The sequence below is a fragment of the Methylocella silvestris BL2 genome (assembly GCF_000021745.1).
In the GTDB taxonomy this organism is placed as follows: domain Bacteria; phylum Pseudomonadota; class Alphaproteobacteria; order Rhizobiales; family Beijerinckiaceae; genus Methylocapsa; species Methylocapsa silvestris.
In genome coordinates this window covers 2369233-2388637 of record NC_011666.1, presented here as the reverse complement: position 1 = coordinate 2388637, position 19405 = coordinate 2369233, and the positions used below count along the sequence as shown (strand labels likewise).

The following is a 19405-nucleotide window of genomic DNA, read 5'->3' as shown; positions in this document are numbered from 1 at the left end:
GTGAAGGAGCCTGTCGCGACGACAACCGATATTGCCGGCTGGCTGGACGAAAACGAGCCGGCCGACGAGCAGGATCGCCATGATTTTTTCCGCGCCGTCGAGACGCTGTCCGAGGTTGGCAATTATACGGCGGCGCTGCGGGGCGGGACGCTCGCGGTGAGCGGCTGGAGCGGGCAGACCCTGCTGCTCAGCGGCGCGAAGGCGAGAGCCGCGCTGTTGCGGCAGGTCGAAGCGCTCGACTTCGCCGATTTCGAGCCGGAGACGTTTCGCGACGTCGGATCGCCGAAAGACGGGCAAGCAAAGTAGCTGGAGGCCCTATCGCCCCTCATGCGGAGACGGACGCGCGTCCGTCTCGAAGGGCGGCCACAGCTTCGTCCGGCCATAAGGCCTTGGCGACGCGGGCGTTTTCAAACAGTCTCCGCTGGCCTCTAAACATTGCCGCACGGACGGTCTATATTGGATATGGCCGGCGCCAAAGGCGCGGGTCCGAGTGGAGAGGTTTATGGCCAATTCGAAATTTTCAGTCTTGTCCCTGACGGAGGCCGCTGCTGCGCGCGCGCGCGACCTCATTGCGGGGGCGGGCAAGCCGGTCGCCGGGATCAAGGTCGGCATCAAGAATGGCGGCTGCGCTGGTATGACCTATACGCTTGATCTTGCAGATGAAGTCACGCCGGGTGATGAGATCGTCGAGGATCAGGGCGTCAATATCCTGATCGCGCCGAAAGATCTCATGTTCCTGCTGGGCACCAAGCTCGACTTCGAGACGGATAAATTCGCCGCGAGCTTTACCTTCAAAAACCCCAATCAGACGTCGGCCTGCGGCTGCGGCGAATCGGTTTCGATCACGCCCGCGCACGGGTAATTCACCCGTCGAGCGAGGCGCGCCTCCTCTTAGGTACCAACGCCCTAAGCTCGCTGGCCAATCGCGTGGCATGCGCGGAGCCTGAGCCTCCTCTCCGCACAGGATGAGGGAGTTTCACGCGTCGACCGCGACGCCATATTCCGAAATCGCCGCCTTGAGCGCGGCATCGTCCGTAAAGGTCACCGTCCTTATGCCGAGGGATTCGGCCGCGGCGGTGTTTTCCGGCCGGTCGTCGATAAAAATGCACTCTTCCGGTTTGCGCCCCTCTAGCTCCAGCACCTTGCGGAACGCTTCGGCGTAGGGTTTCACGAGGCCAAGCTCGTAGGACACATAGGCGGCGTGGGCGCGCGCGAAGACCGGATATTTTTCCTTGATATGGTCGATATGAGCCGCATTGGTGTTGGAGAAGATGACCACGCGATAGCGCTCCGCCAGGGCGCAAAGCAGCGCCTCCATGCCGGGCTCGGCGCTGAAATGGCTGCTCCATAAATCGAGAAAATGCGGATAGGCCTGCGCGAAGCCGTGCTCGGCGACGAGCTTTGCGTGCAGCGCCTCGACGCTGAGCTTGCCGGTGCCGATCGCCTCATCGTCGAGCGCCCGCGTGATTTGCGGCCGCGCCGCGACTGGATCGACGCAGCAGGCGGCGAGGCGCTCGAACAAGAGCTCATTGTCATGGCGGATCAGAACGCCGCCAAGGTCGAAGATAATCGTCGGAACGGATGGCTGCATGGAAGAAGCCTAGCCGCAAGACGTGTGGATTTGAAGACCCACACGGCGCTTGGATGTTCCGAATCTGCGTTCTCCGCATCCTCAGCGACGGGCACCGCAACGCACTGAAAGACCAGCTCCTCCCCCTGCGGCCTCCTGGCGGAAGCGCGCAGAACGATTTTCAGGAAGGTTACGCCTGCTGGATGCCCGAAAGCTTCCAGTCCTGCGCGCCGCCGCCCGAACGCCGTGTAAACGTCCAGATCTCGGTCGCCTGTTGCGGCGCCGATGGATCGCCGGCGACGAGCCGGCCCGTGGCGCGGTCGAGCGTCTGGTCGATCATCGAGAACCGCATCGCGACGCTGGCGTAGTCGCCGTTCGCCTCGCTCCAGGCCTCGGCCAGATCGCCTTGCAAGAATTCGACCTTGGAGAGCTTGTTGACGACGCCCTTGCGGGCGTTTTCGCCAAGCTCTTCGGCGAAATAGGAGGCCATCTCGGGCGTCGATAGCGCGCGCAGCGCGTTCATATCCTCATCGCTATAGGCCTTCTGCACGGCGAACAGACGCTGCTCGAAGGCGCTGAAATCGGCCGGCTGGATCTGAAGCGGCGATTGGCGCCCGCCTGGCGCAGCGCCCGCGAACGGTCCGGCGCCATAGCCCTGCTGCGGCCGGCCGTAGCCCTGATTGTCGCGATTGGAGCCGAACGGCCCCGCGCCGGGCGCGCCGCCATAACCCGCGCCCTGCATCGCGGGGCGGCGATTGCGGAAATAATTCATCGCGAAGCGGACCACGAAGAACAGCAGCGCCAGCTGGAGCAGCAGACCAATGAAGGACATCCCGCCGCCAAGGCCGCCGCCGAACCCATGGCCGAATAGCATGCCGATCAAGCCGGCTCCGAGCAGGCCGCCGAGCAGACCGCCGCCAAATCCGGAAAAAAGGCCGCCGCGCGAGGCGCCGGCAGCGCCGCTATTTGGCCGGAACATGCCCTGATTGGGGGTCATCGAACGTTCGAACGGAGAGGCCCCGCGCGGCGCGGTCGAGGTCGAAGGGGGCGCGCTAAAGGTGCGCGAGCCGCGGCTGCCGAAGGAGCCGCCGCTGCCGGCGCGCGCGAAGGCGTCGGCGGAAAACCCCGCCGCGAGCGCCAGCGCGAGAATCATAACGAGGGTTTTGTGGCGGATCGCCATAGCAATTCAATCCTGGTGGCGGGCGGCATGGGCCGCCATCGCGCGAAACATAGGAATGCGGTGTGACAAAAAGAAGAGGCCGCGCCTTGAGAATACGCCCGAACCACGCGTGAGGCTTGATTTCCGTCGTCGTGGGGCCCTCCTGGCTGCGATTTCCGCCTTCGGCGCTTCCGGCTCAAGGATGGCTGTGTTAGAACGCCGCGTTTTCGCGGCTATGCCGCTGGCCGCAGAACGGAGACCCTGGCGTGAACGATGTGAGCAAGCGGCGTCAAAGCTTCGAATACGAAGATCTGATTGCCTGCGCGCGAGGCGAACTGTTCGGTCCCGGCAATCCGCAATTGCCCCTGCCGCCCATGCTGATGTTTGACCGCATCCCGGAATTGTCGGAGACGGGCGGCCCCAACGGCAAGGGCTTTATCCGCGCCGAATTCGAGATCAAGCCCGATCTCTGGTTTTTCGGCTGTCATTTCAAGGGTGATCCGGTCATGCCAGGTTGCCTCGGGCTTGACGCGCTATGGCAGCTGCTCGGCTTCTATCTTGGCTGGCTTGACCTTTCCGGCCGCGGCCGGGCGCTCGGCGTCGGCGAAGTCAAATTCGCCGATCAGGTGCTGCCGACGGTCAAGCGGGTCGTCTATGGCGTCGACATCAAGCGCGTGTTCAAGACCAAACTGAACCTTGGCATTGCGGATGGGTGGCTGGAAGCCGACGGCGTGCGCATATATGAAGCCAAGGATCTGAAAGTCGGCTTGTTCACGGCGCCGGCCGCAGGGTAAAGGGCGAGGCGAGGTAGCCGCCTTGTCGAGGTTCTTTGCCGATGGATTTGAGTTCCGGCTCATGATTCGATTTGGAAACGGCAGGATTTGAGCGCTGCGCCCGGGGCGGACCATGCGTCAGGGGCAGCCAGGAGTAACGCTATGAGACGCGTCGTCGTCACCGGGATGGGCATCGTCTCATCGATCGGCAACAATACGCAGGAAGTTCTCGCCTCTCTGCGCGAGGGAAGATCCGGCATCGTCCGCGCCGAAAAATACGCCGAACTCGGCTTCCGAAGCCAGGTCCACGGCATGCCGACGCTTGAGCCCGACGGGATGATCGATCGCCGGGCGATGCGCTTTCTCGCCCGCGGCGGCGCCTGGAACCATGTCGCCATGGACCAGGCGATCCTCGATTCGGGGCTTGGCGAGGACGAGGTCTCGAATGAGCGCACGGGCATCATCATGGGCTCGGGCGGAGCCTCCCTGAAGACCATTGTGGAAGGCGCCGACATCGCCCGCACCAAGGGGCCGAAGAAGATCGGGCCTTTCGCCGTGCCGAAGGCGATGTCCTCGACCGCTTCCGCGACGCTGGCGACCTGGTTCAAGATCAGGGGCGTCAATTATTCGATCTCGTCGGCCTGCGCCACCTCCAATCATTGCATCGGCAACGCCTATGAAATGATTCAATATGGCAAGCAGGACATCATGTTCGCCGGCGGCTGCGAGGAGCTCGACTGGACGCTCTCCGTCTTTTTCGACGCGATGGGGGCGATGTCCTCCGCCTATAATGACCGGCCGAAGGCGGCTTCCCGCGCGTTCGACAAGAATCGCGACGGCTTCGTCATCGCCGGCGGCGCTGGGGTTCTGGTCCTTGAGGAATATGAGCGCGCCAAGGCGCGCGGCGCGAAAATTTACGGCGAAATCATCGGCTACGGCCTCAGCTCGGACGGCTATGACATGGTGGCGCCGTCAGGGGAGGGCGCTGTCCGCTGCATGAAGATGGCTTTGCAGGACGTCAAAATTCCGATCGACTATATCAATCCGCATGCGACCTCGACCGGCGTCGGCGACGTCAAGGAGATCGAGGCCTTGCGGGCGGTGTTCGGCTCAGGGGACAAGTCGCCGCCGATTGCGGGCACAAAGTCGCTGACCGGCCATTCGCTCGGCGCGACCGGTGTGCAGGAGGCGATCTATTCGCTTCTGATGATGCAAAGCGGCTTCATCTGCGCCAGCGCCAATATCGACGAGCTTGATCCGGCCTTCGCCGACATGGACATCGTGCGCGAGCGCCGCGACGATGTCTCGCTGCGCGCCGTGCTGTCAAACTCCTTCGGCTTTGGCGGCACCAACGCCAGCATCGTTTTCAAGCATGTCGACGCCTGAATCAGGGGCGGACCGAAAGTCGTTTGAAGGCTCGCTGATGGCGGGCAGGCGCGGCCTCGTGATGGGCGTCGCCAACGATCATTCGATCGCCTATGGCGCCGCCCGCGCCCTCGCCGCGCAAGGGGCTCAGCTTGCCTTCACCTATCAAGGCGAAGCGCTCGGCAAGCGCGTCAAGCCGCTTGCGGCGGGGCTGGGCTCCAGCTTCGTGCTGCCTTGCGACGTCGAGGATCTCGCCTCCCTCGACGCCGTCTTCTCCGCCGTGAAGGAGCTTTGGGGCGGGCTCGACTTTCTCATCCATTGCATCGCTTTTTCCGACAAGGCGGAGCTGAAAGGACGCTACGCCGACACCAGCCGCGCCAATTTCCAGCGCACCATGCTGGTCTCGGCCTTCTCTTTCACCGAGGCGGCGGCGCGCGCCGCGCCGCTGATGCCGGCGGGCGGCGCGATGCTGACCCTGACGTTCGGTGGATCCTCCCGCGTGATGCCCAATTACAATGTGATGGGGGTCGCCAAGGCCGCGCTCGAGGCGAGCGTGCGCTATCTCGCCGCCGATTTCGGGCCGCAGGGGGTGCGGGTCAACGCCATCTCGGCCGGGCCGGTGCGCACGCTGGCCGGGGCCGGCATCGCCGACGCGCGCTTCATGTTCAATTTTCAGAAGGCCCATGCGCCGCTGCGCCGGACCGTCGACATCGACGACGTCGGCGGCGCGGCGCTCTATCTCCTGTCGGATCTGTCGAGCGGCGTGACCGGCGAGATCCATTATGTCGACGCCGGCTACAACATCATCTCGATGCCGCATCCGGACGATATGAGAGGCAGCGAATAGGGGCGCCAGTCGCGAGGCCGCGCCGGCCTGCCGCAGCCTGTGGCAAGTCTGCCCCGAGCGCTTGTAAGGGGGCAAGCGCCATGCTATTGCGCCCATGGCCACAGCTAAGGGCGAGCTGAGCTGTAACGAGCTCTCGCCCAAGCATCACGCGGCGTCCTGCGGACGCCAGCGCCGACCCACGGAGAGGTGGCAGAGTGGTCGAATGCACCGCACTCGAAATGCGGCATAGGCGCAAGCCTATCGGGGGTTCAAATCCCTCCCTCTCCGCCAGCCACCTGTTTTTGACCGTCCCCCGTTGTCCGAAACTCCATAAAACATCAATGAGTTGACGGATATGCCGTTTTATCACGTTTCTCATTATTTGCCTCAAGCACCGTCAGCGACTAGGATAGGCGACTAGGACAGAGAGGTACGGCGGACAAAAACCGGTGGTTAATAAGATCAACAGGTTATCCGCGCGCACCGTCGCGGCCCTAACCAAACCCGGCCGTCATGCCGATGGCGGAAATCTCTATCTAAGAATCGAACGCAGCGGCTCGAAACGCTGGACTTTCATGTATGTCCAGGGCGGCCGGCAAAGGGAAGCCGGGCTCGGCTCGGTCGCCAGGATGCCGCTCGCAAAGGCGCGGGTTAAAGCCGGAGAGTTGCGCCAAATGCTCGCCGACGGGATTGATCCGCTCGCGGCCAAGCAGGCCGAGCGGGAGGCCCGGCAAGCAATCGTCGAAGCGGAACAAGCTCGGCGCACATTCGGCCAGGTCGCCGACAGCCTCCTCGCTGCCAAAGAGGCCGGCTGGCGCAACGCCAAACATCGCGCGCAATGGCGCATGACCCTCGAAACCTATGCGGCCTCCCTTTGGAATATGCCCGTCGAGGAGGTCGATACGCAGGCCGTTCTCGCCGCCCTGCAACCCGTATGGCAAGCAAAGCCTGAGACCGCATCGCGGCTGCGCGGCCGCATCGAGGCCGTGCTCGACGCCGCGCGCGTGGCGGGCCATTCGGGAGCCGATCGGCCGAACCCGGCCCGATGGAAAGGCCACCTCGACAAGCTGCTCCCCGCCCCCAAGAAGCTTTACCGCGGCCATCACGCCGCAATGCCTTACGGTGAGCTGCCCGAGTTCCTTGCGCGCCTTCGAAAGCGCCCCGCTGTCGCTGCACTGGCGCTCGAATTTTTGATCCTGACGGCCGCGCGCTCAAGCGAAGTTCTCAGCGCGGAGTGGAGCGAGGTCGACCTTGCAGCGAAGGTTTGGGTGATCTCGGCGCGACGCATGAAAGGCGGCCGGGAGCATCGCGTGCCGCTTTCTAGCAGGGCGTTGGAGATCCTCGAAAACCTCGCCAAGACAAAAACGGGCGCCTTCATTTTTTCCGGCCAAGATTTCAGGCGTTCGTTATCATCCCATGCGTTTGTCATGTTGCTGCGCCGCATGAAGGCCGATCATGTGACTGCGCACGGTTTTAGAAGCTCTTTTCGCGATTGGGCCGGCGACGCGACAAGTTTTCCGCGGGAGATCGCCGAAGCGGCGTTGGCGCATGTAGCCGGCGATGCGACAGAGCTCGCCTACCGTCGCGGCGATGCGCTTGAGAGGCGGCGCCCGCTCATGGAGGATTGGGCTGCTTTTTGCCTAGGCCATAAACGCACTCAGTGAGAGCCGTCCTATCGTGGCGCATTGACACACAGACTGTTTATTGTGTACTGGATCGAATGTGCCTGAATCGTGCGGAGAGAGCTTTGGCTGACGTCGTAGGAATCGGCGACCTCGTAAAAGACACGGGCGAGTCGGTGCGCACTCTCCAGTTTTGGTGCGACATCGGGATATTAAAGCCCAATCCCGAAACGAGACGGAAGGGTCGCGGGAATTCAAGAGAGTTCGCCGCGGCAGGTCCTCTCTATGGCGAGCGCACTTGGGCTTTGCTGGCATCCGCATTGAAGAAGGTGCACCTGCCCTTCGCGGACATAAAAGATTTCATCGATTTCTTCCGTGAGTTTCTCACCCATGCCGAAGAACCGAAATGTGGATGGCGCATGGCGATGGAGATGACTCCCGTAGGCCGCGCCTTGCTAGGCAGACATGAGGTCGTAACCCTTTTCATGGATGACTTGGGCAAGATTGGGTGGACTAGCTTGGTTTCCGCTGCTTCGCTGAACGAGCTGAAGCAGCCGGAGAAATTCGCGGTAATGGAAGAGAATCGTCCCGTTGAATCCGAGGATTGGGGCGCGACTTCAATTGAAATTCCGGTCAACGTGCTGGCTAAGAGCTGGTCAATTAATGTCAATTTAAGCTCGGCGCTCGCGCCCCTTTTGCGGACGTAAAATTGCCGATGGTTGGCATTAGTACACAATGCTTGAATATCGTGCTACAGGAGTTTTTAGATGCCGGGAAGTGACGACAAACCAAAGAAACTCGCCTACAGCGTCAAAGAGGCCATCGAGACGACGGGACTTGGCAGAAACAGCATTTATAAAGCCATCAATTCGGGAATGCTGGGTTCCGTTCTTGTCGGCCGTCGCCGGATCATCCCAGAGGCTGAAATCGCGCGACTTCTCAAGATTTCTAAATAGCACAGCGTGTTTCGATGCACGCTCGATCTGAGGCGTTCGAACAATGGCTCGATAAGGGCAGAGCTCGTAGCGTTCGCAGCGAGCTCGAACGTCGTAGTGTTTGGACGCGAAGTATGCTCGGCGACGCCGGCGTGCCATGTCCTGGCTGTGGCGGCCGCGACCGCTTCGCCGTGAACTTACGCAAAAACGTCTGGTATTGCCGCGCTTCGGGAATTGGCGGCGACGCCATCGCCTTGGCGCAACATATTGATGGCTCGAGTTTTCTCGTCGCGGTCGAGACGATCCTTGGCGAGCTTCCGCCTGGCCTCGGGCCTGTGGAGTACGACGAAGCCAAACGCACGCGCGAAAACGGGCTCGCCTCGGCGCGCGCCGATTGGCGGCGGGAACAAGATGGCGCGAAAACAGAGCAGCACTTTCGCGAGCGCGAGCGTCGGGCGGCGCGAAGGCTTTGGATCGAGGCCGCGCCGATCGCTGGCACGACTGGAGAAGCCTATCTCAAATTACGCGGTGTTGAATCGCCACCAGGTGCGCGCCTGAGGTTTCACGCCAATGCGCAGTTGTGGGATCGCCCAAAGGACCAGGGTGGAAAAATCGTGCATTCCGGCCCGGCGCTGATCGCGGCCATCGAGGGTGCGAGCGGACGCTTTTCCGGCGTGCAGCGGACTTGGATTGATCTCGCGCAGCCGAAAGGGAAAGCTCTCATAATCCATCCGGAGACGGGTGAAGTTCTACCGTCCAAGAAGGCGCGGGGCTCGATCAAGGGGGGCACAGTACTTTTGCGGCGACCTGAGACGGCGGAGTTTCCGGGCGACAGGCAAATTTGTCGCCGGCTCTTTCTCGGTGAGGGGATCGAAACGGTGCTTTCGGTCCACGCCGCCATGCGCGAGGCCAACGATCCCTTGCTCGAAGGTGCGGAGTTTCGAGCGGCGGTCGATCTGGGCAATTTATGCGGTCCAGCCGCCGGACGCGTTGCGCATCCCACCCTCAAAAGAGCTGATCGCAATGGTGTCGAGCGACGCCTGCTCGTTCCAAATAACGAGCCGAAAGACGATCCGGATTTTCCGCTGATTCCTATCGCGCGCGGCATCACCGATTTGTGGTTGCTTGGAGACGCGGACAGCGAGTCTTTTTTTACGCGCAAGGCCTATGAGCGCGCGGCAAAGCGATTTTCCCGCGCCTATCCCTGGCTAGTGATTCGGCTGTTCATGGCGGTAGCCGGACGTGACTTCAATGATATGCGGCTCGCGTGGCTACGAGTGGCTGCGGAGGCAAACGCCTAGATGGCCGATCCGAACGATATCGTTGCGGCCGCTCCGGGGGCGGAGATCCTCGCGTTTCCTAACCGCGCCAGCGAGACGATTGCAGACGATGCGTTGGCTCAAAAAGTCGAAGAGGATGACGCCGACAACAGTAGCGAACGAGACCGTGGAACGGACGCCGATAGCATCAATCTTCATCTCGCGCACTTTCCGTTGACCGATCTTGGCAACGCCGAACGATTTGCGGCGCGACATAAGGACAATTTGCGATATTGCCCGGACATTGGCTGGCTTCATTGGGACGGCAGGCGCTGGGCGCGCGAGGGCGCCGAAGAGGTTGTGAAACGCGCCGAACATGTGACGGTGCGCGCGATCCAGGATGAGGCTGTAGCCTTGCGTGAATCGGGCCATGACGCCGTCTTTATCGACGCGAAGGGCAAAGAAACGCTGTTGTCGGACAAGATCGCAGTTTGGGGGCGGACCTCGGAAGCTGCAAATCGGATGGCGTCGATTTCAAAGCGCGCCGATTCCATGCTTTCGATTCAGGTCGGCGATCTTGACGCGGACAAGATGAAAATCAGCGTCGCCAATGGAACGCTTCATATCGCCAAGCGCGACGATGGACCTTACGTCGTTCTCAAGCGGCATGACCCGGCGGACTACATTACCAAAATTTCGCCAGTGGGATATGACGCGGAAGCGGTCTGCCCTCGTTACGATCGATTTCTTGACGAGGTGCAGCCGCCGGATGCGGCGGGCGGCCGCGACGTGCAGATTTTTCTCAATCAATGGGCTGGTCTTTCCCTAACCGGCGATACCAGCGAACAGAAAATCACCTTCCATTACGGCAAAGGCCGCAACGGCAAATCGGTTTGGGTCAAAACGATTTCTTTCGTCGCCGGCGATTACGCCGACTCTATTCCGATAGAGAGCTTTCTCGATAGCGGCCGTGCGCGCGCTGGCGGACAGGCGACGCCGGATCTTGCCGGCTTGCCTGGGGTCAGGATGTTGACGACTTCGGAGCCGAAAAAAGGCGCGACCTTGGACGAAGGCCTGATCAAGCTTTTTTCCGGCGGCGACGTGATCAAGGCGCGTCATCTCAACAAGGGCTTTTTTGCCTTCACGCCGCAAGCAAAATTGACGATGCAAGGCAATTATCGCCCGCGCATCACGGGCGCCGACGAAGGCATTTGGAACCGCCTCGTGCTCGTGCCGTGGGGCGTCTATTTTCCCGCCGACAAGCGCGATCCGAGGCTTGAAGAAAAGCTTCGCGGCGAAGCGTCCGGAGTTCTCAACCGGTTGCTCGACGGCCTCTGCGCATGGCTCGATGGCGGGTTGCGTATCCCGAGCAGCGTTGCGGCGGCGACGGCGGATTATCGATCGGACAGCGATCCCCTCGGCCGATTTCTTGAGGCTTGCACGCGGCAGGCGATCGGCAAACGCGTCCAGGCGACAGACATGCACGCGCTGTTCGCCGCCTGGGCGAAGTCCAACGGCGAGGCTGTATGGTCGGCTAAGGGACTTGGCGCGGCTATGAAAGAGCGCGGACTTGCCGCAAAGAAGTCGGTGAACGTTTATTGGCTCGATATCGAGCTTACCAAAGGCGTTACCGACTTTGTCGATCAATCGGGCCACGCGTGGCGCGGCGAGGAGCTGGAGCGCGAAGGGCAGCGTTTTGACGGCTAGCGCCGCTCTATCCTCCCGTCCCTCCCGTTTTCGGGAGGATAGTCGACGCGGCAAGTGTTTGAAATATCGCCGAACGGGAGGATGCGGGAGGAACGGGAGGGTTTTGCGTACCCCCACATATGTGCGCGCGTGCGCGCGCGCCCGCATTGTAAATCTCATATGAAATAACCTCCCGTTGCTCCCGTATCCTCCCGTCTTTAATTAAATCAAAGACTTGTAGAACTCCCTATCCTGCCGAAAACGGGAGGGTCGGGAGGATAAAGAAAACCAAAGGTCTTATCGCCTACACACCCACAACATGGCGGCGCGCCGTTGTTGACGCCGATGGTCACAGACGGAGGGACCGGGGGGTACTAAAACCTTGGGGCGTGCACGCCGGAGACCGGTGACTCAATGCTCCGAAAAATCCCGCGATATTCTTAAAAGTTTTTTTATAGAACGATTGAAAATAGAACGTCTGTCGCGAAGCCCGCTTTGTCGCGGAATCCCTCGGACTTCCGCTCTGCGCGCGACGCTTCGAAGCGGCGATGCGCCTATGGAGCGTCCTCGCTAGCGGGCGCTTCGCGGCATTCGAGCAAGCTCTCCACAACTAGTGCAAAATAATTTACAAGTAATACGCATGCAAACGTAGCCAACCAGCGCCTCCGTTTGCGTAGAGATCGCGATCATAATATCCTGTCAAGATGAAATCACCTTTCAGCTCGAAGACGGATCGCATCCGAGCTTTTCGATTCTTTCGCTTCCACCGCCAGTTCGCGGCGAGCAACGCGCATCCCCTTTTCGCTGAGGTAAAGCGGCTCGTCCGCCAGCGCATCGAAGCCGCCGAGATCCTGGACGCGCTCTCAGCTCGCCGCGCCACGCTGCTCGCCGCCGGCGCGGCCGGGGACGAAATCAGCAATATCGACGCAGACATAATCCGCCTCAGGCGACGCCTTGAACGCACCTTGCGCGCCGAGCCAGCGCTCCGCGCCGAAGCCGAAGCGGCAGAGGCGCGGTCCCTAAGGGCTGAATTCGCCAGCCTGTGGCGCGAGCGCCAACGCCAACTTCGGCCATGCGCAATCCGCGTCCCCCGACCGGCGAGACGCCGCCGCCTCACCAGTCCAGACTGAAACGAGACCTTGCCCGCCGCGCCTGCCAAACTGGGGCGGCCACCTCGAGGCGGCCGTGGCCCACCTCGGCCGCTCGGGCAGTCGAGCGTGCGAAAGCCAAGCGCGACTAGATCGCGCACAGCAAAGAACTGGCCAAATAAACCGGGGCGGCGCAGGCCGGGGAATGGGCGGGGCTCAATCAGGCGCAGGTGTAGCGCATAACCGCTTTCACCCTTTTGTTGGAGCAGGCGCTTGCGGCGGGAGACGCCCTTCGCCGCGGCCAGGCGGACCTTGAGAGGAAATTCAACGGCGTATCGGCTTATGTCGTCAACCCGACGATTATTATGTCGCCGACGAAACCGTGGCCGGCTGGCGCGAGGACGTTGAGCGCGCCCTTGCCGCTTATAGCCGTTACGCGATCGCTACAGCCGCTCTCGCCGAAGGAAATGCCCAATGAACTTGCGCGCGGCTCTTGTTGAGGGACGAGGCGTCGAAGATATCGGCGATGCGGGCGGCGATGATCTGGCCTTCGGGCAGCGGTTTCGGATCAGGCCTCGTCCTGGAAGGGACGATAGCCATAAAGCTGGAGTTCGGTGAGGACGCGGTCGGTCGGGGAGGCATGCGGCTCATCGCTGGAGTTGTCGTGATCGCTGGTCATCGAGGCTTTCCCTCGTCGGATTGGCGGCGCCCATCGCGGCCTTCGTGGCGACGAAAGGCTGGCCAAGCGGACCCGCCCTGCACCCGCAGCGAAGCGGAGGGCCAAAGCGACAGCGGAGGATGGCGAAGCCCGATTATTTTGCTTGGCGATGCAAAGGCGGCGATCGGGTTCCTGCGCGACCTGTCGCGCGGGGTGGTCTGCGCCGGCGGGAAAAGAATCGGACGCAGCCATCGCAGGGTCGAGCCGTTTGCCGCCCGATCGCCCTCTTGAGAAGGACGAGGGCGCGGTACTCTTCGATGGCGGGGGCAAGTGACAAACACGGACGCGATGGGGGTCCCGGCGGCAGCGCTGACCCCATTTTCCCGTTCCGGTCTACGCCGCCAGCCCCATGAAGCGCAACGTCGTTTGGCGCGATCTGAATCCCGACGCTGCCCTGAGCGCATCGACGCCGAGAAGGCGCTGGTCTTGGTTGAAGTCTCCGAGACGGGGCGACAGCGTGATCGCGTCGATCCCGGCTTGCTGCGCCCGGTTGATCAGAATGGCCGCCGGGCCCTCGCCCGCCGGATCGGCGTCGCCGGCGATGCGCCAGACGGCGCGATAGCCGGCCGCTTCAATCGCCGCCAAGGGGAAGGCTTGATCTTCCGCTTTCAATTCCTGAAGGCAGACGACGTCTGGCCGCTCCGCCGCCAACCAGCTCAGGAGGTTCGGAAGTCTCTTGTTGACGTTGTTGATATTGAAGCTGGCGATCTTCACCTCGGTTGGCGGTTGTTTGGATATGTGCGCAGGCTTTCCCTTTCGCTTGGTATGTGCAAAATCTTCAGCTGCTGCTCGTCATCGAACTCTCCATCTGCTTCGATGCGCCCTTGAGCTTGCTCTTGGGCGTCTCGCCCCGTATGGCGGATAGGGGCGCGCCAACGGCTTTCTGTTATGCGGCGGACTTAGCGGGCATGGAATTGCCTCCCCATTTTAACGCCGCCTCGCGAACAAAGTTCTTCCAGGCCGCGACAGTCACAGTCGATCCAATGAAGCCCTCAAGATTGACGCTGATCTCCTGCGGGGTCATGCCGCCGCGCATCAAGGTAATCTTGTAGTCTAAACCGGGAAAATGCCGCTGATATTTGGCGACAAGCTCTGGATCAAAGTTTCCGACAAAGTCGCACGGGATCGAAACCGTCATTCTAACGAGCCGCTCCGCTGCCCGCTGCGACGATTACCTCGCCGCCCGCCCGCCTCTACGGCGTTCATCAAGCGCCGTGTTTCAGAATGCGCTCCGAGGAAATTTCCGCTGCTTGGGCAAATGGTCTCAGGAGATCTCTTTACAAAATTTACCAACGTAAAACTCGCGCTACGGGGAATCTGACGCGATCCTTCGATAAGCGAGGCGAATAAACGCAATTGCCTCGACGGTCAGGAAGGACAGGAGCGGATATGCTCAAAGGCCATATTGCTCCTCTCAGCCCGGAGGAACGGAGGCGCCTTGTTTTTGCGCGCCGGGATATCCGATGCCAGTTTGCGGCCCGTTGATTACGGAGTGACCCAACGCGAATTCAGCCTCGCCTTCATGCCCCACGACATGCTGCGCGAAGTAAGGGACAATGGAGCAACATAACAGATATGCATCGAAGTTTGCGGCACTTGCTCTCATGCTTCCGCTGGGGGGGTGCGAAACGCAGGGCGCGCCGCAGTTTATTCTATTTGGCGCTTATTTCCCCGGTTGGATGTTTTGTGCGCTGCTTGGGATTTTTGGCGCGATCGGCGCCCGGATCCTTATGGTGATATCAGGACTGTCAGGGGTCCTTCCCTATCAACTCTTCATCTGCATCGCCGTAGGTCTCGTCATCGCCGTCGCTTGCTGGCTTTTCTGGTTTGGACGCTAGCAATGCAGGCCGCTGGTACGAAGCGCCGCCACGGTCGCATCGCAACGCTTATCTCCGTGATAATCATTCTACTCGGCGTAGTAGCCGGCGGTTATGCGCTGCGCCAGCGCGCCCTTTTTCCATCAACAGACGATGCGACGATTGACGCCGATGTCGTTCATGTCGCCCCGGCCGTTGGGGGAAGGATCATCGATATTCCCGTCGCCGAGAACATGACGGTCGCGCAGGGCGATCCGCTGTTTCAAATAGATCCGGTCCCCTTCCATCTTGCGGTTTCCCAAGCCGAGGCAGATCTCGATCTGGCCAGAGCAGCCCTCGATACACAGAGGCGGGTCCTTTCCACGGAGCGATCGGCCGTTGTCGTGGCCACCGATCAGGTACAACGAGCGATCACCAATCTCGATCTCGCTACACGCACGGTGGAGCGCCTGCGCCCGCTTGCGGCCAAGGGATACGTGCCAACCCAGCAGCTCGATCAGGCGCAGACAGCCGCGCGTGATGCAGCAACGTCGCTTCAACAGGCGCGTGAGCAGGAAGATGCAGCCGCACGTGCGGTCGGTACGGAGGCTGGCGCGGAAGCTGCGGTGCGTGCGCGAGAGTCGGCCCTGGCAATCGCAGAACGTGCGCTTCAGGACACCACCGTCCGCGCCAGCCAGGCCGGCCGTATTGTCGGCCTCAATGTCTCTTCCGGAGAGATGGTCATACCATCGCAATCTCTCTTCACGCTGGTTAACTCTGAGGAGTGGTTCGCCGTCGCCAATTTCCGGGAGTTCGATCTCGCCGCGATCGCGGTTGGGGACTGCGCGACGGTCTATTCGATGATTGATCGAAACCATCCGATCAAGGGCGCCGTGCAAGGCATTGGGTCTGGGGTGCTCGACCAGGAACGGATCAATATCCCGCGGGCAGTCCCTTATGTCGAGCGATCACTTAACTGGGTACGGGTCGCGCAGCGATTTCCCGTGCGAGTTCGCCTGGACGCTCCACCTCCGGAACTGATGAGGGTCGGCGCCAGTGCTGTAGTCGAGGTGAAACATGGCGCTGCCTGTCGATGATCGGCGGACTGGAGGCCGATTCAACGAGATCATCGCCCTGCTCGGGCCTTCGCCAGGCAGGCGGGAATTCGCAACGCGGCAGGCCCTTATCTGTGCTCTCACCACTCTCGTCGTCCAAATCTACCAGACGCCGGACGCGGCGCTCACCGTCTATCTCGTCTTTTTTCTCAATCGTGCGGATCGTGCGACCAGCTTGATCATGAACATGATTATGCTGCTCGTAATGACGACGGTCATCACTCTGGTTATCGTCATCACGATGTTCGTAATCGACCAGCCGGTCTGGCGAGTCGCCAGCATTGCGATCTTGTCTTTCGTTTTACTCTTCCTTACATCTGCCAGCAAATTGCGACCGCTCGGCGCGACCATTGCGCTAATCGCTGGCTACGCCCTCGACCTGCTCGGCGCCAATCACTCTGGCGAGGTCGCAACCCGCGCCCTTCTTTATGCCTGGCTGTTTGTAGCTATTCCGGCCGGCGTGTCGATAGCGGTGAACCTCCTGATCGCACCTGCGCCGCGGCGTCTGGCGGAGCGCGCTCTTGGTGAGCGGCTGGAGCTTTGCGCGGCAATGTTGCGGTCTCCGGATGCCGCCACCCGCGCCGCATTCAGCGCCAATCTATTGGAAGGCCCGGCAGAAGTACCGGCTTGGCTAAAGCTTGCGGCAGCTGAGAAAACGTCGCGTCCGAGCGACATAGCCGCCCTTCGGCAAGCCATGGACTCGACCACCGCCATCCTCCTGCTGGTTGACCTTGTCACGCAAGGTTCAGAAGCCCTGCTGCCTTTGAACCTTCGATATCGCATAGCGCACCTTCTCGACGAGATGGCGTCGATCCTGCGGTTGGGCGGCTATCCGGAGGAGATCGTATTCGACGCGACGGAAGACGAAGAAAAGCTGCCGGCAGTCGCAGCTGCCCTGCTGGCCGATCTGCGTGACGCGCTGACTCGGTTCGCCGAGCCATCACCGTCGATTCCGTCAGAAAATCCCGCAGCAAAGCCAGATGGAGGTTTTTTCCTGGGGGATGCGTTCTCAAATCCGGAGCATGTGCAATATGCGTTGAAGACCACAGCCGCGGCGATGTTTTGCTACGGCCTCTATCTCATGCTTGACTGGCCGGGCATCCATACCAGCTTCCTCACCTGTTACATCGTCGCGCTGCCGACTACGGCCGAAACCGTCGAGAAGCTCACGCTGCGTATCTTGGGTTGTGTCCTGGGGGCTGCAATCGGCATTGCCGCAATCGTCTTTGTCATCGCGTCGCTCACATCGATCGGCTCGCTGATGGCGCTGGTGTTCTTCGGCGCTTTCGGCGCGGCCTGGGTCGCGGGCGGCAGTCCGCGGATTTCCTATGCCGGATTTCAGATCGCGTTCGCTTTCTTCCTCTGCGTTATCCAGGGCCCGGCGCCGGCCTTCGACATGCAGACCGCACGCGACCGAGTGATTGGCATCCTGATCGGCAACATTGTCATCTCTCTGGTGTTCATCCATGTCTGGCCGGTCAGCGTCGCGCGCCGGATCGACCCGGCGATCGGGGCCCTGTTGCGTCGGCTGAGCACGCTCGCGCAGACCGCGAGTCTCTCCGGCCGGCGGGCCGTCGCGTCGGGGAGCTTGACAGCATATGGCGCCGTCGAGCGGGACCTCGGCCTTCTGGCCTTCGAGCCGGGCTCGATCCGTCCGTCGCCTGACTGGCTGGAAAAAAGGTCGCGGGCGCTTCGAGAAACTGCCTCTCTCATCGGCCCGCTGCTGTTGGCTGCCGACCGAAGTCCGGACGGGTCAGCCGCTTTCGCACGCCGGTTGGACCGATTGGCGGACGGGCTTGCGCCGGACGGATCGGTCCCCAACTCCGGCGGCAGCCAAGCGGCGCCAGATCACGATTTGATGCCGGTGGGCAATTCACGCGGCTTATGGGGCCTCGTCAATGAACCGCTGACGACGCTGGAGCGAACGATCATGCAGCCAATCGCGCGGGAAGGGAGGCTGGACCATGCGCAGGCTTGAAGGGGCGATCGCGTTTTTGTGGTCTCTGCTGCTGGCAGGGTGCGCGACGTCGGCGGTCGACATGGCGCCGGAGCGTCCAGACCGACCGTGGACGCCCGCCGTCACGGCGGACGGTGAGATGATCGCCGGCGAACGCGGCGTCTCCGCCGCAAAAGGCGGTTACCTGTTGCCCGCCAATCCGGCCATTTCGGTCATGCCTGCGGCGCCCACTTTCGACCCCATCAAGGAATATTCCCTTTCGGAATTGATTGACCTTGCCGAATCGAGGAATCCGACCACACGGATCGCCTGGAATGACGCTCGTCGCGTAGCGCTTGCCGCCGGAATCGCACAAAGCGCCTATCTGCCCCGGATCACCGCGAGCGCCATTGGCGGTCATCAGAGCAGCAGCGGGCCCGAGACTGCGCTCGGCGCCAGTTTCAACAACAATGGCTCCGCATCAGGCTCCGTCTCGGCAGTCACCCTGCAGTGGCTTCTATTCGATTTTGGAGAACGCGGCGCTGTCGTGGATGCGGCGAAACAAGCGTCGCTGATCTCCAACATCGCCTTCACGGCCGCCCATCAGCAAGTTATCTACGCCGTGACCCAAGCTTTCTACGCGCACGCCGCCGCCAAGGCCCGCTTTGCAACGGCCGCTCAATCCCAGAAGAACGCGAAGGCCGTGCAGGCTGCGGCGGAAGATCGCTACAAGCGAGGTACTGGGACAGTGATCGAGGCGGCGCAGGCAAAACAGGGAACGGCGCAGGCCAATCTCGCGGTGATTCAGACAACCGGCGGCGCCCAGGACGCCTATTTCGGTCTGCTCACGGCGATGGGGATTTCGCCCCTCACGAAGATCAGGATCGCCGATGTGTCGGGACGACGGCTTACCCCATCCATGACGACCCCCGTGGAGACCCTTATTGCACAATCGCTCTCCCGACGGCCCGACGTTCAGAGCGCCTACGCTGCCCAAAAAGCGAGCCTTGCTATCGTGCGAGCATCAGAAGCCGAGTTCATGCCGAAGGTGTTCCTTTTGGCAAACGGAACGTATAACTCCGGGGGCCTCCAGGTCACGGCGCTCCCGTCCGCTGGTCAGCAGCCGCCGACCGTCAATATCAATGGCAGCAACCTCGGCGGCAGCGTCTTCGCGGGCGTGACGATCCCGCTCTACGACGGCGGCACGCGCGCCGCGGCGCTTGGCCAGGCACGCGCCGAAGCCGACAGCGCCGAGGCTCGGTTAACGCGCGTGCAAGAGGAGGCGGTCCGCCAGATTGTGCTCGCAGAGAACACGCTGCGTACTGGCCTCTCCGCCTATAGCGCCGCCCAAAGCCTGGCCACCGCTGCCCGGACGACCTTCGACGCCGCGCTCGCCGCATATCGCAGCGGCGTCGGCTCCATCACTGATCTGACTCTAGCTCAAACCCAGCTCCTGCAAGCGCAAAACGCGTCCACCGATGCCTATAGCGCCGCGCTGACATCGGCAGCGACATTGGCGCTCGCAACCGGGGCGCTCGGCGCCGCGCCACGGTAGCG

The 19405-nt window shown here is 61.7% G+C and carries 18 protein-coding genes, 1 tRNA gene and 1 pseudogene; 15 read left to right on the top strand and 5 right to left on the bottom strand.

The annotated features are described in order from the left end of the window. Both MSIL_RS11285 and MSIL_RS11280 read left to right on the top strand, forming a co-directional pair. Complete coding sequence (locus tag MSIL_RS11285) at window positions 1-306, top strand: hypothetical protein (protein ID WP_012591213.1); 306 nt, start codon at window positions 1-3, stop codon at window positions 304-306. 196 nt (window positions 307-502) lie between these two features. Beyond that, entirely contained in the window at window positions 503-862 is a 360-nt protein-coding gene (locus MSIL_RS11280) for a HesB/IscA family protein (RefSeq protein ID WP_012591212.1), read from the top strand. Window positions 863-976: 114 nt separating this feature from the next. Here MSIL_RS11280 and MSIL_RS20200 read toward each other — a convergent pair whose 3' ends face one another. Then, window positions 977-1591, bottom strand: coding sequence for an HAD family hydrolase (locus MSIL_RS20200; protein WP_012591211.1), 615 nt, complete (start codon window positions 1589-1591; stop codon window positions 977-979). Window positions 1592-1760: 169 nt separating this feature from the next. Continuing rightward, complete coding sequence (locus MSIL_RS11270) at window positions 1761-2750, bottom strand: Tim44 domain-containing protein (RefSeq protein ID WP_012591210.1); 990 nt, start codon at window positions 2748-2750, stop codon at window positions 1761-1763. A 245-nt stretch (window positions 2751-2995) separates the two neighbouring features. Between MSIL_RS11270 and fabA the strand changes: the two genes are divergently transcribed. The 9 genes from fabA (at window position 2996) to MSIL_RS11225 (ending at window position 11216) form a co-directional block, all read left to right on the top strand. After that, complete coding sequence (fabA, locus tag MSIL_RS11265) at window positions 2996-3523, top strand: bifunctional 3-hydroxydecanoyl-ACP dehydratase/trans-2-decenoyl-ACP isomerase (RefSeq protein WP_012591209.1); 528 nt, start codon at window positions 2996-2998, stop codon at window positions 3521-3523. 141 nt (window positions 3524-3664) lie between these two features. Continuing rightward, window positions 3665-4888, top strand: a complete 1224-nt coding sequence (fabB, locus tag MSIL_RS11260; RefSeq protein WP_012591208.1) for a beta-ketoacyl-ACP synthase I — start codon at window positions 3665-3667, stop codon at window positions 4886-4888. Between the two features lie 37 nt (window positions 4889-4925). After that, entirely contained in the window at window positions 4926-5714 is a 789-nt protein-coding gene (gene fabI, locus MSIL_RS11255) for an enoyl-ACP reductase FabI (protein WP_012591207.1), read from the top strand. A 180-nt stretch (window positions 5715-5894) separates the two neighbouring features. Further along, window positions 5895-5984, top strand: a tRNA-Ser gene (locus MSIL_RS11250). Window positions 5985-6142: 158 nt separating this feature from the next. After that, window positions 6143-7357: a tyrosine-type recombinase/integrase gene (locus MSIL_RS11245; RefSeq protein WP_012591206.1), complete on the top strand. Its 1215-nt coding sequence runs from the start codon at window positions 6143-6145 to the stop codon at window positions 7355-7357. Between the two features lie 83 nt (window positions 7358-7440). Next, entirely contained in the window at window positions 7441-8022 is a 582-nt protein-coding gene (locus tag MSIL_RS11240; RefSeq protein ID WP_012591205.1) for a helix-turn-helix domain-containing protein, read from the top strand. Between the two features lie 60 nt (window positions 8023-8082). Then, the gene (locus MSIL_RS11235; protein WP_012591204.1) at window positions 8083-8271 is read left to right on the top strand and encodes a helix-turn-helix domain-containing protein; all 189 of its coding nucleotides are present in this window, start codon (window positions 8083-8085) and stop codon (window positions 8269-8271) included. A gap of 113 nt (window positions 8272-8384) precedes the next feature. After that, entirely contained in the window at window positions 8385-9551 is a 1167-nt protein-coding gene (locus tag MSIL_RS11230; RefSeq protein WP_012591203.1) for a DUF7146 domain-containing protein, read from the top strand. After that, window positions 9552-11216 (top strand): DNA primase family protein, encoded by a 1665-nt coding sequence (locus MSIL_RS11225; protein ID WP_012591202.1) that lies wholly within the window; start codon window positions 9552-9554, stop codon window positions 11214-11216. A 2118-nt stretch (window positions 11217-13334) separates the two neighbouring features. Here MSIL_RS11225 and MSIL_RS21340 read toward each other — a convergent pair. The 3 genes and pseudogenes from MSIL_RS21340 to MSIL_RS21335 form a co-directional block, all read right to left on the bottom strand. After that, a complete protein-coding gene (locus MSIL_RS21340; RefSeq protein WP_012591200.1) occupies window positions 13335-13715 on the bottom strand; it encodes an endonuclease/exonuclease/phosphatase family protein in 381 nt (126 codons plus the stop codon). A 15-nt stretch (window positions 13716-13730) separates the two neighbouring features. Next, window positions 13731-13857 (bottom strand): annotated as a pseudogene (locus MSIL_RS21975) (DUF3008 family protein); the annotation flags it as partial. A 30-nt stretch (window positions 13858-13887) separates the two neighbouring features. After that, window positions 13888-14139, bottom strand: coding sequence for a transposase (locus MSIL_RS21335; RefSeq protein WP_041367931.1), 252 nt, complete (start codon window positions 14137-14139; stop codon window positions 13888-13890). Window positions 14140-14557: 418 nt separating this feature from the next. Between MSIL_RS21335 and MSIL_RS11200 the strand changes: the two genes are divergently transcribed. The 4 genes from MSIL_RS11200 to MSIL_RS11185 are packed head-to-tail and all read left to right on the top strand — an operon-like array spanning window position 14558 to window position 19403. Further along, on the top strand, window positions 14558-14839 hold the full coding sequence (locus MSIL_RS11200; protein WP_012591199.1) for a hypothetical protein: 282 nt from the start codon (window positions 14558-14560) through the stop codon (window positions 14837-14839). 56 nt (window positions 14840-14895) lie between these two features. Continuing rightward, on the top strand, window positions 14896-15894 hold the full coding sequence (gene mdtN, locus MSIL_RS11195; protein WP_244406115.1) for a multidrug transporter subunit MdtN: 999 nt from the start codon (window positions 14896-14898) through the stop codon (window positions 15892-15894). Next, window positions 15875-17890: an FUSC family protein gene (locus MSIL_RS11190; protein WP_012591197.1), complete on the top strand. Its 2016-nt coding sequence runs from the start codon at window positions 15875-15877 to the stop codon at window positions 17888-17890. Before mdtN ends, MSIL_RS11190 begins: the two co-directional genes overlap by 20 nt. Then, window positions 17877-19403: a TolC family protein gene (locus tag MSIL_RS11185; protein ID WP_012591196.1), complete on the top strand. Its 1527-nt coding sequence runs from the start codon at window positions 17877-17879 to the stop codon at window positions 19401-19403. Before MSIL_RS11190 ends, MSIL_RS11185 begins: the two co-directional genes overlap by 14 nt. The last annotated feature ends 2 nt before the right edge of the window (window positions 19404-19405 follow it).